This is a genomic window from Microcoleus sp. FACHB-68 (assembly GCF_014695715.1).
Taxonomy (GTDB): Bacteria; Cyanobacteriota; Cyanobacteriia; order Cyanobacteriales; family Oscillatoriaceae; genus FACHB-68.
In genome coordinates, this window is record NZ_JACJOT010000006.1 from 938,246 (window position 1) to 951,435 (window position 13,190).

At 43.5% G+C, this 13,190-nt stretch carries 14 protein-coding genes; 10 read left to right on the plus strand and 4 right to left on the minus strand.

Translation table 11 applies throughout. The annotated features are described in order from the left end of the window. Positions 1–31: 31 nt before the first annotated feature. The gene (locus H6F73_RS08330) at positions 32–874 is read left to right on the plus strand and encodes a prohibitin family protein (protein ID WP_190758280.1); all 843 of its coding nucleotides are present in this window, start codon (positions 32–34) and stop codon (positions 872–874) included. A 58-nt stretch (positions 875–932) separates the two neighbouring features. After that, entirely contained in the window at positions 933–1,652 is a 720-nt protein-coding gene (locus tag H6F73_RS08335) for a 2OG-Fe(II) oxygenase (protein ID WP_199330451.1), read from the plus strand. Between the two features lie 32 nt (positions 1,653–1,684). Here H6F73_RS08335 and H6F73_RS08340 read toward each other — a convergent pair whose 3' ends face one another. Then, a complete protein-coding gene (locus tag H6F73_RS08340; protein ID WP_190758281.1) occupies positions 1,685–1,855 on the minus strand; it encodes a PCP reductase family protein in 171 nt (56 codons plus the stop codon). A 341-nt stretch (positions 1,856–2,196) separates the two neighbouring features. Between H6F73_RS08340 and H6F73_RS08345 the strand changes: the two genes are divergently transcribed. Both H6F73_RS08345 and H6F73_RS08350 read left to right on the plus strand, forming a co-directional pair. Continuing rightward, positions 2,197–4,128, plus strand: a complete 1,932-nt coding sequence (locus H6F73_RS08345) for an ABC-F family ATP-binding cassette domain-containing protein (RefSeq protein ID WP_190758282.1) — start codon at positions 2,197–2,199, stop codon at positions 4,126–4,128. 29 nt (positions 4,129–4,157) lie between these two features. After that, positions 4,158–4,742, plus strand: coding sequence for a Uma2 family endonuclease (locus H6F73_RS08350; protein ID WP_190758283.1), 585 nt, complete (start codon positions 4,158–4,160; stop codon positions 4,740–4,742). Positions 4,743–4,831: 89 nt separating this feature from the next. On the opposite strand, the gene H6F73_RS08355 is transcribed toward H6F73_RS08350, so the two are convergent. Beyond that, positions 4,832–5,956: a THUMP domain-containing protein gene (locus H6F73_RS08355; RefSeq protein ID WP_190758284.1), complete on the minus strand. Its 1,125-nt coding sequence runs from the start codon at positions 5,954–5,956 to the stop codon at positions 4,832–4,834. 245 nt (positions 5,957–6,201) lie between these two features. Here H6F73_RS08355 and H6F73_RS08360 point away from each other — a divergent pair, with 245 nt between their 5' ends. The 3 genes from H6F73_RS08360 (at position 6,202) to H6F73_RS08370 (ending at position 8,157) form a co-directional block, all read left to right on the plus strand. Further along, complete coding sequence (locus H6F73_RS08360) at positions 6,202–6,621, plus strand: peptidylprolyl isomerase (RefSeq protein WP_190758285.1); 420 nt, start codon at positions 6,202–6,204, stop codon at positions 6,619–6,621. Positions 6,622–6,764: 143 nt separating this feature from the next. Further along, on the plus strand, positions 6,765–7,241 hold the full coding sequence (locus H6F73_RS08365) for a pentapeptide repeat-containing protein (RefSeq protein ID WP_190758286.1): 477 nt from the start codon (positions 6,765–6,767) through the stop codon (positions 7,239–7,241). 37 nt (positions 7,242–7,278) lie between these two features. Beyond that, positions 7,279–8,157, plus strand: coding sequence for an ion channel (locus H6F73_RS08370; protein ID WP_190758287.1), 879 nt, complete (start codon positions 7,279–7,281; stop codon positions 8,155–8,157). Positions 8,158–8,176: 19 nt separating this feature from the next. On the opposite strand, the gene H6F73_RS08375 is transcribed toward H6F73_RS08370, so the two are convergent. Further along, positions 8,177–8,833 carry a DUF6629 family protein gene (locus H6F73_RS08375; RefSeq protein ID WP_190758288.1) on the minus strand — a complete coding sequence of 219 codons (657 nt, stop codon included), beginning with the start codon at positions 8,831–8,833 and terminating at the stop codon, positions 8,177–8,179. A gap of 146 nt (positions 8,834–8,979) precedes the next feature. Here H6F73_RS08375 and H6F73_RS08380 point away from each other — a divergent pair, with 146 nt between their 5' ends. The 3 genes from H6F73_RS08380 (at position 8,980) to H6F73_RS08390 (ending at position 12,194) form a co-directional block, all read left to right on the plus strand. Next, positions 8,980–9,702, plus strand: a complete 723-nt coding sequence (locus tag H6F73_RS08380; protein WP_190758289.1) for a Uma2 family endonuclease — start codon at positions 8,980–8,982, stop codon at positions 9,700–9,702. A 241-nt stretch (positions 9,703–9,943) separates the two neighbouring features. Then, positions 9,944–11,737 (plus strand): ABC transporter ATP-binding protein, encoded by a 1,794-nt coding sequence (locus H6F73_RS08385; protein ID WP_190758290.1) that lies wholly within the window; start codon positions 9,944–9,946, stop codon positions 11,735–11,737. A 25-nt stretch (positions 11,738–11,762) separates the two neighbouring features. Then, a complete protein-coding gene (locus H6F73_RS08390; protein ID WP_190758291.1) occupies positions 11,763–12,194 on the plus strand; it encodes a hypothetical protein in 432 nt (143 codons plus the stop codon). Positions 12,195–12,259: 65 nt separating this feature from the next. Here H6F73_RS08390 and H6F73_RS08395 read toward each other — a convergent pair whose 3' ends face one another. Beyond that, a complete protein-coding gene (locus H6F73_RS08395; protein WP_190758292.1) occupies positions 12,260–13,150 on the minus strand; it encodes an alpha/beta hydrolase in 891 nt (296 codons plus the stop codon). Between the last annotated feature and the right edge of the window lie 40 nt (positions 13,151–13,190).

Consider the following 13,190-nt stretch of genomic DNA (forward strand, 5'->3'; position numbering starts at 1 on the left):
TAGAAACGACTGCAAGTAGAGGAGATAGGATTTGAAAAGTCAATCTATCAATAGTTGGCCATCAATAATCGCCGGAATTCTAACAGCAGTCATCTTGCTTGTTGGCTTGAGTTCTTTTGTTATCATCAACCCCGGTGAAGCAGGAGTGCTCAGCATTTTAGGAAAAGCCCGTGATGGCGCATTATTAGAGGGAATTCATCTCAAACCCCCCTTTGTTTCAAAAGTAGATGTTTATGATGTGACGGTGCAAAAATTTGAAGTGCCGGCGCAAAGTTCTACCAAGGATCTTCAGGATCTCTCAGCGAGATTTGCCATAAACTTTCGCCTCGATCCTAGTCAAGTAGTTGAGGTGAGAAGGAAACAAGGCTCATTAGAAAATATCGTCTCAAAAATTATTGCCCCCCAAACCCAGGAATCTTTTAAAATTGCAGCTGCTAGGAGAACAGTTGAAGAAGCAATTACTAAAAGAACTGAATTGAAGACAGACTTTGATAATGCTTTGGGTGAACGATTAGATAAATACGGAATTATCATCCTCGATACCAGCGTTGTCGATCTGGCTTTCTCCCCAGAGTTTTCGAGGGCAGTTGAAGAAAAACAAATTGCTGAGCAGCGAGCGCAAAGAGCGGTTTATGTAGCGCAAGAAGCCCAACAAGAAGCACAAGCCGATATTAACCGCGCTCAAGGTAGAGCTGAAGCTCAAAGACTTTTGGCAGAAACGCTGAAAGCACAAGGGGGTCAGTTAGTGCTTCAAAAAGAAGCGATTGAAGCTTGGCGAAACGGCGGTTCTCAGATGCCAAGAGTTTTAGTGATGGATGGAAAATCAAATAGCACTGTCCCATTCTTGTTTAACCTGAATAATCAACAGGAGTAGCCGATTAATTAGTCTGACTTTAGGGGCAGGTTTTGTTGTCACTCAATCTGCCCTTAATATGGATGCCGGTGTAAAAGTTATCGCCGGCATCCTATCTCTTCACCATGCCCCATCCCCCATCCCCCATGCCCTCTTCAACGTGAGCTACTATCAACAACTGTCTAATGTCTTTGAGCTTGACTATCTCAGCAAATTGCAGGGAGAAATTTTAGCCAGTCCCTACTTTGCCGTCAACAATCTCAACCGCGACTTTATCGGAACTAAAGGATTTTCACTCGTTTTTCATGGCTCTGGATTAACTGAAGTTGAACAAAAATTTCCTTTCTTTAAACCTTATTTAAAAAAGGCATTGCAGCCAAATTGTAATGCCTTTTATCTCAATCCTTTACTACTAAAAAATGGCTCCCGCGTCGATCCTCATATTGATCGCAGCCTGCGTTCCTATTGCAAAACAGTTGAGCCGCCAGCCCTTGTCAGCGTCCTTTATGTGCAAGTACCACCGGCACTCGAAGGCGGAGAACTCGTTCTGCGTAACCACAAGCGCCAAGTCGGGCAAATTCGCCCTCAATTCAACACTTTGGTTTATTTTCAAGGCAATCTAACCCATTCAGTGAATGAAGTTAAAACTCCCGGAACTCGTCTCAGCCTCGTCTGTGAACAGTACAGCTTGAGTGAAACTGAACTTCGAGAAATTCCAGAGTTTACACTCGAATCTAGGGCAATTAAGTCAGAGAAAAAAACGGCAAAACGGGGAGGGCGCACTGCCTCCCGCTATTAAGTAATAGAACACGAATTCTAAGGAAATATAAGTCACTTAGAGTTAAACTTCTGCTTCGCTTGCTCGTAAATTTCTACAGTAATTTGACCGATTCCCGCATCTTGAGCAAACTTCTCAATTTTTTTGCGGGCAGCGGGACGAACGAAAAAAGGAATTTCTTTGAGCCGGCTTTCAGCTTCAGGAGTCCATTCTGGGGTAGTCATAGTTTAAGGAAGGGGATTGGGCATGGGGCATGGGGCATGGGGCATTTAACTAGGATAGTCTGACACGTTCATTTTGCCGAGCCAAGCGGAAATAGAATCTGCGTATGCCGGCGACACGCTACGCTACTATCTGCGGCATCATCTGCGTATATCGACGGCACACTACGCCATCATCTGCGTATGCCTGCGGCACCCCATGCTACCATCTGCGGCATCATCTGCGTTTATCTGCGTGCATCTGCGGTTTAAAAAAAAGCCAAGCCTAGCGTCATAGGACTTTAATCCTTACTTGCCGGCACTGCGCGATAATACACTTAGAGTCTGTGGCGCAGAAAAACGGAATGAGTATCTTTACACTACAATCGGTTAAAAAAGATTTTGGGATTAAAGAAATCCTCAAGGATGCTAGCTTTAGTCTGGATGCCACGGATAAAGTGGGCTTAATTGGCACGAATGGTTCTGGCAAGTCAACCCTATTAAAAATGATTGCCGGTTTAGAACCCATTGATGAGGGTCAAATTTTGGTCAATTCTGGCGTCAGGATTGTCTATTTGCCCCAGCAGCCAGACTTAGATGAAAATCACACCGTATTAGAGCAAGTCTTTGCCGATAGCGGCGAACAAATGGCATTGGTGCGCGAGTATGAGGAAGTATCAAAAAAACTCGCACACGCGCCAGAAGATAGTCAGTTAATGTCTCGTTTGTCTGCTGTGATGCAGAAGATGGAGACAGCCGGTGCTTGGGAATTAGAAACCAATGCAAAAATCATCCTCACGAAGTTAGGAATCGAAGATTTTGAGGCTCGGATCGGGAGTTTGTCGGGCGGTTATCGCAAACGAATTGCCCTAGCTGCCGCCTTGCTTTCGGAACCTGATGTGTTGTTGATGGATGAGCCAACAAACCATCTGGATGCACTTTCTGTTGAGTGGTTACAAAGTTATTTAAACCGCTTTCGCGGGGCAATTTTGCTAATTACTCACGACCGCTATTTTCTGGATCGCGTCACCAATCGGATCGTTGAAATTGACCGGGGCGATCTCTACAGTTATGCCGGCAACTATTCCTATTATCTGGAGAAAAAAGCCCTTTCCGAAGATTCGGCAGCCAGTTCTCAACGCAAACATCAAGGGGTATTGCGTCGCGAGTTGGAATGGCTGAAAAGAGGGCCAAAAGCTCGGAGTACGAAACAAAAAGCCCGGATTGATCGGATTCGGGATATGCAGGCAACTGAGTTTAAACAGGTTCAAGGTAAGGTTGATATTGCCACCCCCGGACGTCGGATTGGTAAAAAAGTGATTGAGCTAGAAAATGTTTGTAAAAGTTACGATGAGCGGACTTTAATCAACAATTTCACTTACAAATTCAGTCCTGAAGATCGTATCGGGATTATCGGCGGTAACGGTGCCGGTAAATCAACATTGATGGATATGATTACTGGACGTGTGCAGCCTGATTCAGGAAAAGTTGATATTGGCACGACCATTCACATCGGCTATTTTGACCAGCATTCTGAAGAATTACTCGCCGCGTTGAATGAAGAGCAGCGCGTAATTGACTACATCAAGGAGGAGGGAGAGTTTGTCAAAATAGCTGACGGAACGCAGATCAGTGCCTCTCAAATGCTAGAGCGTTTCTTATTTCCTGGTAATCAGCAATATGCGCCAATTCATAAACTTTCTGGGGGTGAAAAACGCCGTCTATTTTTGCTACGGGTTTTAATGAGTGCGCCCAATGTCCTGATTTTAGATGAACCGACGAATGACTTGGATGTGCAAACATTGGCGGTGCTGGAAGACTATCTCGAAGATTTCAACGGCTGTGTCATAGCAGTTTCCCACGATCGCTATTTCCTAGATCGCACAGTAGAAACAATTTTTGCCTTTGAAGAAGGAGGTACTCTTCGTCAGTATCCTGGCAATTATTCAGTTTACTTAGAATTCAAGCAGGCAGAAGAGGAAGAAGCGGCACGTCAGAATACAAATTCTAAGGAGAAGAAGGAAGAAAAAACAAAATCTTGGAAGACAGACCGGCAGTCTTATGATAGCAAAGGGCAGCGCAAGCTTTCATCCAAAGAACGGCGCGAGTATGAGATGTTGGAAGGCAAAATCGCTCAATTAGAAGCTGAGAAAGCTGAAGCTGAGAAAGCACTTTATAATGCGCCTCCGGGTTCGGTATCTAAGGTGCAAGAATTGCATGAAAAGGTGGGAAGTTTAGCTGAGGCAATTGAAGCGGCAACTGAGCGGTGGATGGAGTTAGCTGAGATAGATTCTTGATGATAATTTCGCTGGAGTGAAAGAAAGACATGACTGCGATTACCCTGAATTTCCCCTCAATTTTGGCATTAACGGATGAGCAATTTTATCAGCTATGTCAGGCAAATGCTGATTTAAGATTAGAGCGCACAAATGAAGGAGAATTAATCATTATGCCGCCAACAGGGGGGGAAACGGGTCATCGTAATATCGAGATTGCCTTTCAGATCCAAGCTTGGAGCCGGCAAAATAATTTAGGAATTGCGTTCGATTCTTCCACCGGCTTCAAATTACCCAACGGTGCGGAACGTTCTCCCGATGCAAGTTGGGTGCGCCGTGATCGTTGGGAAGCCTTGAGTGCAGAGCAAAAACGAAAATTTCTCCCGTTGTCTCCTGATTTTGTAGTGGAGTTACGATCTGAAAGTGATTCACTAACAAAATTGCAAGCGAAAATGCAAGAATATCTGGATAATGGCACTCAACTAGGTTGGCTAATTGATCCTCAGACGCAACAGGTAGAAATTTATCGTTCGGGACGGGAAGTGGAAATCTTACAGAATCCTAGTACGCTATCGGGTGAGGATATATTACAAAACTTTGAACTGAATTTGAAACCGATTTTTACTAATGTTTAAAGAATTACTCTAGTTATTTTTAGGCTAGGTAAAGCAGGAGGTAATTCTAAACGTAAGCAACGTTTGAATTCTGTTGAAGTTTAATGGCTTTAATAAAGCTCATACTTTAGTAAAGTACAAGCTAAGGAACCATTATAAACCGGCAGCCGACGAGAAGTTTTCAAGCCCACTCTTTTTGCTAACTCTTTATTGCCGGTTAAAATATAAGCCGTCCACCCTTTGAAGCGCTGTTTAAACACATCACCCAGCAATTTGTAAAAGTCCCCTAATTCCTGAGCATCTCCTAACCGTTCTCCGTAAGGAGGATTGCAAATTAAAATTCCACTATCTGCCGGCGCTTCCAAAAAATATAATTCTGTTTGGGCGAATTTTATATATTTTGCTAGCCCACATTCTGCGGCATTACTCCGCGCTTGCTTAAGAATATCACCGTCGCGATCACTTCCATAAATCGGAGCATTGAGTTCGGCTAGCTGGCTGGTTTTTGCTTCTTCTAGCAATTGCTGCCACAGGGAATCATCAAAATCACGCCAGCGCATAAAACCAAAGTTTTCTCTAAACAATCCTGGGGCAATATTTAAAGCTTTTAAACCCGCTTCTAACGGCAAAGTTCCAGAGCCACAAAGGGGGTCTAAAAAAGGCAGATTGGGTGAGTATTCTGCCATGTCGAGAATCGCGGCGGCTAAAGTTTCTTTCAGAGGGGCTTTTCCCATTGCCGGCCTGTATCCGCGCCGGTGTAAACTTGAACCGGAACTGTTTAAACTAAGGATGCAACGATCTTCATGAATGTGGGCATCAATCTCTAAATCGGGATTGTGTGGATCGACATTAGACCTTTTACCAAATTTGCTGCGCTGTTGGTCTACAATTGCATTTTTAACCTGTAGTGCTGTGAAGTGGGTGTGGTTAAGTAATTGATTGCCGCCGGTGCAGTTTACCGCTAGAGTATTATCAGGATGTAGATAGTCATCCCAGGAAATTTTTTGCACTTCACGATAGAGCATATCGCCGTGAAGACAACGAAATTCTCGAATGGGTACTAACACTCGAAAAATTGTCCTCGCCCAAAGATTCACTTTGTAAAGCAAAGCTTTATCTCCAGCAAAATGCACCCCTGTGAAGTCTGGACGAACTTCTAAGGCACCCAAGCGTTCTAGTTCTTGGGCGGCAATGGGTTCTAGACCGCGAGCAACAGTGGCAAAGTAGTGATTCATGGTCTAGTTATTATCTCCGAAATCGGCGATGAATGTGGCGTTGAGTGCAGAATAAATCGGGCTTTCTGGCGAGAAGACACATCTGTACAAGTCAAAAACGCCATTGCGCTCAGTAATTTTGAGAGCCTTTTGCCTAAAGTCGCTCAAGCGTGTTTTTGCTTTAATATAGTTTAGCAGTGGGTGAGGACTTACACGTTCTCTATTACCACAAAAACTGTAAATCATCAAACGAGTAAGGAAAATTTATGACCCGCGCGATAATGGAAACCGAAAAAGGCACGATCAACTTGGAATTGTTTGATCAAGATGCCCCAAATACGGTCAAAAATTTTGTAGAACTCTCTGAAAAAGGTTTTTACGACGGCCTCATTTTCCATCGAGTCATCAATAATTTTATGATCCAAGGTGGCTGTCCTGAAGGCAAAGGAACAGGTGGCCCTGGCTATCAAATCAAGTGTGAAATTAACAAGAATAAACATCTCGCCGGCACCCTCTCAATGGCTCATGCCGGTCGTGATACGGGGGGAAGCCAATTCTTTATTTGCCATTCTCCCCAACCTCATTTAGATGGAATGCACACCACCTTTGGAAAAACTGAGGACATGGATGTTGTTAATGCCATTCGCAAGGGTGACAAAATTATTTCTGTCAAAATTGAGAAATAGTTTAATCTTTGTCTGATTTCAGAGTGCGTTCGCCTTGATGCGAGCGCGTCTCTGAAACTAATTGCTAAAAAAGTTACCGTTATCCGCTGAATTAACTTTTACATAAACATTTAATTTCAAAGCAATCAATTCACTTTAAAGTAATGCTATATTCCCAAACCCAAGACCTTTACCGCAACTGTACCGAGTTTTTAGAAAAAGACCCAATGCAGCGTTTACGGGCGCTTAAGGAAATGGGGCTAGCACGTTACGATTTTTTGACAAGGATGCCGCTAACTGAGGCTAATATAACTTGTGTGATGCGGTTTCTGGGCAATCGGCAGCGGGTTAAATTTCCGAATCTCCAAGGAGCCGATTTATCAGGATTAGTTCTCGATGGGGTAAATTTCATTCGAGGAGATTTAACGGGAGCCAACTTGAGAGGAAGCCGTTTAATCAATGCGGATCTTTTATTTGCAAATTTTACTCAAGCAGATTTGAGAAATGCTGATTTAACTGGAGCGACGCTCAATGAAACAATTTGGTTAGATGCTTTAGTCGATGGATGCGAGTTTGAAGCCGGCACTGGATTGACAAATGAGCAGCGCACATACTTAAAAATTCGCGGTGCTAGATTATAGCCAGCCTTAGGATAAACCTCACGAGGAGCCAGAATCTATGCCCAAAAAGCACCGAATCCCCAAACGGATGAGCTTTGTAAGCCGGTTTGGACAGTTCAATGTCATCCGTCGGGGTGTCTCGCATTTCTCCGGAAGCGACCTTTATCATTTTTTAGTTACCCTTTCTTGGCCGAGATTTTTTGCGCTGATTACTGTGTCTTATGTGGTTGCCAACACTTTGTTTGCGCTGGCTTATGTGGCGGGGGGTGATTGCATTGAGAATGCCCAACCAGGCTCTTTTCGAGATACCTTTTTCTTTAGCATTCAGACGATGGCAACCATCGGTTACGGGTCGATGTACCCACGCACCAACTACGCACATGGCTTGGTTGCGCTCGAAGCACTTGTCGGTCTGTTGGGGTTCGCAATGGCCACCGGCATGATGTTTGCGCGGTTCTCTCTGCCCACGGCGCGAGTGCTTTTCAGTCGTGTGGCGGTGATCGCACCTTATGATGGGGTGCCAACGCTAATGTTTCGCACAGCAAACCAGCGTAATAACTTTATTTTAGAAGCACAGGTGCGGGTAACGTTGGTTCGCAATGAAGTTACGAAAGAAGGGCATTTCATGCGCCGGTTTTACGATTTGCAACTCGTTCGCAGCGAGACACCGATTTTTGCACTGACTTGGACAGTAATGCATCCCATTAATGAGGCGAGTCCCCTCTACAAAACCACAGCGGAATCGTTAGCCGAGGCGGAAACTGAACTCGTAATTACTCTCACCGGCATTGATGAATCGGTTTCGCAGACTATTCACACCCGTCACTCGTTTGTTTCTTCAGAGATTCTGTGGAATATGCGTTTTGTCGATATTTTATCGAGGACATCAAACGGTCAGCGTATTATCGACTATTCGCATTTTCATGATGTGCTTTGACTGTAGGTTTTTAACTTAATTATTCATAAATATTATGTATTTGGGATTGAGAATTATCCAAAATAAAATAAAGTGCGCCACTGAGAACAGCGGCAAAAAAGCACCAAACTGAAACAAATGTCAGGTTATAAAATAGATTAGCTAAGCCAAAGGAAGCAATTGCTGCAAGGCCAAAAAGCTTCATGGGATGTCGCTCTGAAAGGACAAAGGGAAGGCTTGTTACGATTAAGTATAAGTATTTTAAGGGTGCGAATAAAGGGATAACAGTCAAATCATAAAGTAAGTTCCCTGAAAATTTTTCAAGCTGCACGCCGTGAGTTATGACAAATCCAAATAGATAGATTCCCAAACCTACTCCTACGATAACCAGTCCGAATATAACTTTTCTTTTTAAGCTGTTTTTCTCACCTAAATAAACGGCGAGAGGGCATAAGATAGGCCAGATGCCGGTGGCAAACAATAAAAAACCATCCCTAACAACAAGATTGAGGGAGGAAAGCGAGGAATTTCCAATGGTTAACCAAACAATCCCTTCAAGGAATTGCTGAGTTGCAAATAAGAAAGGAAAGATGCCCAATAATCGATAGTCGCTTGATTTAATTTTTTGATAATTTGCAATGCCTAATGCAGAAAGGGTCACCCCTGCTGTAAAACTTGCGGTTGCCGAAAAGCACATAATCGCGTTCCTCAAAGTCGTTTTTAAATACTAAAAAGATACTGAAAAAATTTTAAGCCGATTATAAAAAACTTTGTTAATATCGGACTGGATGAGCTGGAAATGAATGCTAAAATTGAAATTAGCCAAATATAAGTAAAATTTTTATGTCTCTAACACCTCAGCAATTAGAATTCTTGATGCCCGATGCTACTCAACTAGAGAGTGATGAACCAGAAATGGAAAGTACATTGCACTATGTTCAGCTAGCGCTGTTGGTTTCCTGTCTAGAATGGCTATGGCGTGACAGAAATGATTACTTTATCGGCGCAAATCTCACCATATATTTTAGCCGGCAACAATTAAAAAATCGAGATTTTCGTGGGCCAGATTTTTTCCTAGTCGCCCAAACAGAGAAGCGTCCCCGTAAATCTTGGGTTGTTTGGGAGGAAAATGGTAAATATCCGGATTTGATCATAGAATTGCTTTCTGATTCCACCGCAACCGTTGACAGGGAATTCAAGAAAAACCTTTATCAAAACGAATTTCGCACCCCCGAATACTTTTGGTTTTCTCCAGAAAGTTTAGAGTTCGCCGGCTTCCGATTATTAGGTCAGAGATACCTAGAAATTACCTCTAATGAAGCAGGATTGCGTTGGAGCGAAAGTCTCAATCTTTATTTAGGCATTTTAGATGGAAAACTGCGCTACTTCACTCCTGAAGGAGAATTAGTACCCACACCAGAAGAGGCGGCAATTCAAGCACAGCAACAAGTTGAAACTGAACGCCTACGTGCTGAACAGGTACAACAACGTGCTGAACAGGCACAGCAACGTGTTGAACAACTGGCAGCGCAATTACGCGCACTGGGAGTGGAACCTGAAGCTTAAAGGGAAACAGGGTTTAAATAACCATCGGCTACATTTTTAGGGAATAAATAGAAGCTTGTAGTCACCCTAAATAATTTGTCAATATTAAGAACTCTGGTTTTTCTAAAAAAGCGGAGTTTTTATTCTATATAATATTATTGAGGAAATACAAAGACTATTCTCATAAACAATACTGCTTTAAACCAGAGTGCTTTAAAATTCGTCTCAGTAATTTAATAAAAAATAATATTTAGAATAGAAAATGGCATCCAACTCAAGACGGAAACTTCCAAAAACGGTGCATCCCCTTAAGCGTCTTCTACACTACGGACACCCACACCGGCAGCAAATCCGGCTAGCAACAATTTGCTCAATTCTTAACAAAACTTTTGACTTAGCACCCCCCGTTTTAATCGGTGTAGCCGTCGATGTCGTCGTCAAACAAGAGGATTCTCTGCTAGCTCAGTGGGGAATGAAAGATATCTTTGGACAATTTTTAATTCTTTCTATTCTGACGGTCATCATTTGGATACTCGAATCAGTCTTTGAATACGCTTACGCTCGACTTTGGCGGAATTTAGGTCAGACAATTCAGCACGAATTGCGCCTTGATGCCTACAGCCACATCCAGGAATTAGATATCGCTTATTTTGAAGATCGCAGCACCGGCGGCTTGATGTCTATTTTAAGTGATGATATCAACCAGCTAGAGCGTTTTCTCGATTTTGGAGCCAATGAAATCATCCAAGTCACCACAACGGTTGTCATCATTGGCAGTGTGTTCTTTTTCGTCGCGCCGAGTGTGGCTTGGATGGCGATGCTGCCGATGCCGTTTATCCTTTGGGGTTCCGTTGCGTTTCAACGCCTTCTCGCGCCTCGCTATGCCGAAGTGCGGGAAAAAGTGAGCTTGCTTAACGGACAACTGTCAAATAATTTATCCGGCATCACGACCATTAAAAGCTTTACTGCCGAACAATATGAAGCTAAACGTATTGAACGAGAAAGCGAAGCTTACCGCCAAAGTAACCGCCGTGCTATCAAACTTTCTGCGGCATTTGTTCCGTTAATTCGGATGATCATTTTGGTGGGATTTACGGCTTTGCTGCTTTATGGCGGGATGGAAGCGGTTGCCGGCAAAATGTCTGTCGGTTCTTATAGTGTGTTAGTCTTTCTTATCCAGCGATTATTGTGGCCGTTAACACGCTTGGGAGAGACGTTTGATCAATATCAAAGAGCAATGGCTTCAACCACGCGTGTGCTGAATTTACTCGACACTCCGATTGCAATTCATCCCGGTGACAAACCGTTGCCGGTTGCTTTAGTTCGGGGTGAAGTGGAGTTGCGAAATGTGACATTTGCTTACCGGGATCGTTCTCCGGTTATTAAAAATCTTTCTTTGCATATTCCTGCCGGCAAAACAATTGCAATTGTTGGTTCCACCGGCTCAGGGAAAAGCACTTTAGTAAAACTGCTGTTGCGGCTGTATGAAATTGAATCGGGAACGATTACCCTTGATGGTATTGAATTAAGCGAACTGAACTTAAAAGATTTGCGGCAAGCTATCGGGTTAGTCAGCCAGGATGTATTTTTATTTCACGGGACAGTTGCAGAAAATATTGCTTATGGCACCTTTGAAGCAACGCCGGCAGAAATTATAGAAGCCGCAAAAGTTGCAGAAGCCCATGAATTTATTACGCAACTTCCTCAAGGTTATGAAACAATTGTAGGGGAACGAGGGCAGAAATTATCCGGCGGCCAACGACAGCGACTTGCCATCGCCCGCGCCATTCTCAAAAACCCACCGATTCTCATTTTGGATGAAGCGACCTCGGCAGTGGATAATGAGACAGAAGCGGCAATTCAACGATCACTCGAACGCATTACCCAAAATCGCACAACAATTGCGATCGCCCATCGCCTTTCCACCGTTCGCAATGCCGATTGCATTTATGTCATGGAGCATGGCAAATTAATAGAGTGGGGCCGGCATGAACAACTGCTCGATCAACAGGGAATTTATGCAAGTCTCTGGCGTGTGCAAATGGGTTTAAGATGATATTAACAATATTGGAAAGCAGAGCATGATTCAACTCGGTAATAACCCGCCTCAAGAGGAAAAAAATAGCTGGCGACGGCAACTCGCTGAATTTGTAAAAGCCAATCAGCATGAATTAGCGGCTTTGGCGTGGGGACTATTTCTGGAAAAGGGAGAAAGTGATGATACGCTGGGGATCGATCTCAAGCCAGAACCGCATTTTGTCTACTGCCCCAGAGAGGCGATAGAAACCTTAAATCGCAACGTCGAGAACAACCTTCGAGAAGTTTTGGGAATTGTTGATAATCACAATCCTGAAAAAGAAGTTTTGCTGATTGGAATTGGCAACGATCAAATCAAGCTTATTCAGTTTGAAGTAGAACCTGCACCTCCCGAATGTTTTGAGCAAGTTGCTACTGATGTTGATACCTTAATCAAGCGGTTAGAGCAGCGCATGAGCGAGCAAATCAAGTGCTAAAAGGGTATTAAAAGCTATTATTAATTTTAGCTTAGTTAAATTCCCATCTGAAGCTTATCTCTTGATCACTCAGACTTTTCGACGTATTCTAAAATGTGCTGAGTGGTGATTTGTGGCTGTTCGAGGTGAGGAACATGACCGCAATTTTTAATCCAAATTAACTCACTGTGTGGAATCGATTGCTTAAATTTTTCTGCATCAGTCGTGCCTAAAATTCGGTCATTTTCTCCCCACAAAATCAGCGTTTGCTGCATAATATGTTCGAGTTTATCCCGAAAAGAACTGTAGCCTCCACTTTTTGTAAAAGCAATCAGTCCTTGATTCCATCGAGGCATTTTCAGGTGCAAAGCTGCACAAAGCGCCGCATCAACAGAAGCCAATGTTTCATCAAAGTAAGCCGTGCGACTAATGCGCTGCCGCACTTTAGGATTTCGCAAAAATTCTGTGGCTAAATAACCTAGAGGCGGAATCAAATATTTTCCCCCTTTTGGGCCATTTGCAAACCCGGCACTATCAATTAAAATTAACTTCTTAACCGCATCCGGATGAGAGAGCGTAAAATCAATGGCAGCAGCTCCTCCCATCGAAACCCCCACCAAAATAACGGGTTTCTGGATTAAAGTTTTCCAAAAATAATAGAGGTGAGTTTTAATGGCTGTTGGGGAAACTGAAATTCCTGCTAATCGATCTGTAAAGCCAAAACCCAACAAATCAACCGCCCATGTTTCGTGTTTTTCAGCCAGTAAAGGTAGCAGCCGGCGAAACTCAAATACAGAGCTATCAAAGCCATGTAACAACAAAATAGGCGTACCGCCGGCACCCTGACGGATAAAACTTGTGGGGATCGGTTGCTCACTCAAGGGAGTGGCGATTTCCTGACGCTCAATGCTCTGCGCCAGAGCAATCGAGGAGGGTTCAGTTAAGTTTTTAAATTCAGGAGGTAAGAAGGTAGACATGAAATTTATTTTACCTTCTCCCCACTAATTTTAGAACAGC

Coding starts and splice junctions, on each gene's coding strand:
- H6F73_RS08365 (WP_190758286.1), top strand. CDS start 6,765: ATGCTATATTCCCAAACCCAAGACCTTTACCGCAACTGTACCGAGTTT.
- H6F73_RS08395 (WP_190758292.1), bottom strand. CDS start 13,150: ATGTCTACCTTCTTACCTCCTGAATTTAAAAACTTAACTGAACCCTCC.
- H6F73_RS08340 (WP_190758281.1), bottom strand. CDS start 1,855: ATGACTACCCCAGAATGGACTCCTGAAGCTGAAAGCCGGCTCAAAGAA.
- H6F73_RS08350 (WP_190758283.1), top strand. CDS start 4,158: ATGACTGCGATTACCCTGAATTTCCCCTCAATTTTGGCATTAACGGAT.
- H6F73_RS08370 (WP_190758287.1), top strand. CDS start 7,279: ATGCCCAAAAAGCACCGAATCCCCAAACGGATGAGCTTTGTAAGCCGG.
- H6F73_RS08385 (WP_190758290.1), top strand. CDS start 9,944: ATGGCATCCAACTCAAGACGGAAACTTCCAAAAACGGTGCATCCCCTT.
- H6F73_RS08375 (WP_190758288.1), bottom strand. CDS start 8,833: ATGTGCTTTTCGGCAACCGCAAGTTTTACAGCAGGGGTGACCCTTTCT.
- H6F73_RS08380 (WP_190758289.1), top strand. CDS start 8,980: ATGTCTCTAACACCTCAGCAATTAGAATTCTTGATGCCCGATGCTACT.
- H6F73_RS08360 (WP_190758285.1), top strand. CDS start 6,202: ATGACCCGCGCGATAATGGAAACCGAAAAAGGCACGATCAACTTGGAA.
- H6F73_RS08355 (WP_190758284.1), bottom strand. CDS start 5,956: ATGAATCACTACTTTGCCACTGTTGCTCGCGGTCTAGAACCCATTGCC.
- H6F73_RS08390 (WP_190758291.1), top strand. CDS start 11,763: ATGATTCAACTCGGTAATAACCCGCCTCAAGAGGAAAAAAATAGCTGG.
- H6F73_RS08335 (WP_199330451.1), top strand. CDS start 933: ATGGATGCCGGTGTAAAAGTTATCGCCGGCATCCTATCTCTTCACCAT.
- H6F73_RS08345 (WP_190758282.1), top strand. CDS start 2,197: ATGAGTATCTTTACACTACAATCGGTTAAAAAAGATTTTGGGATTAAA.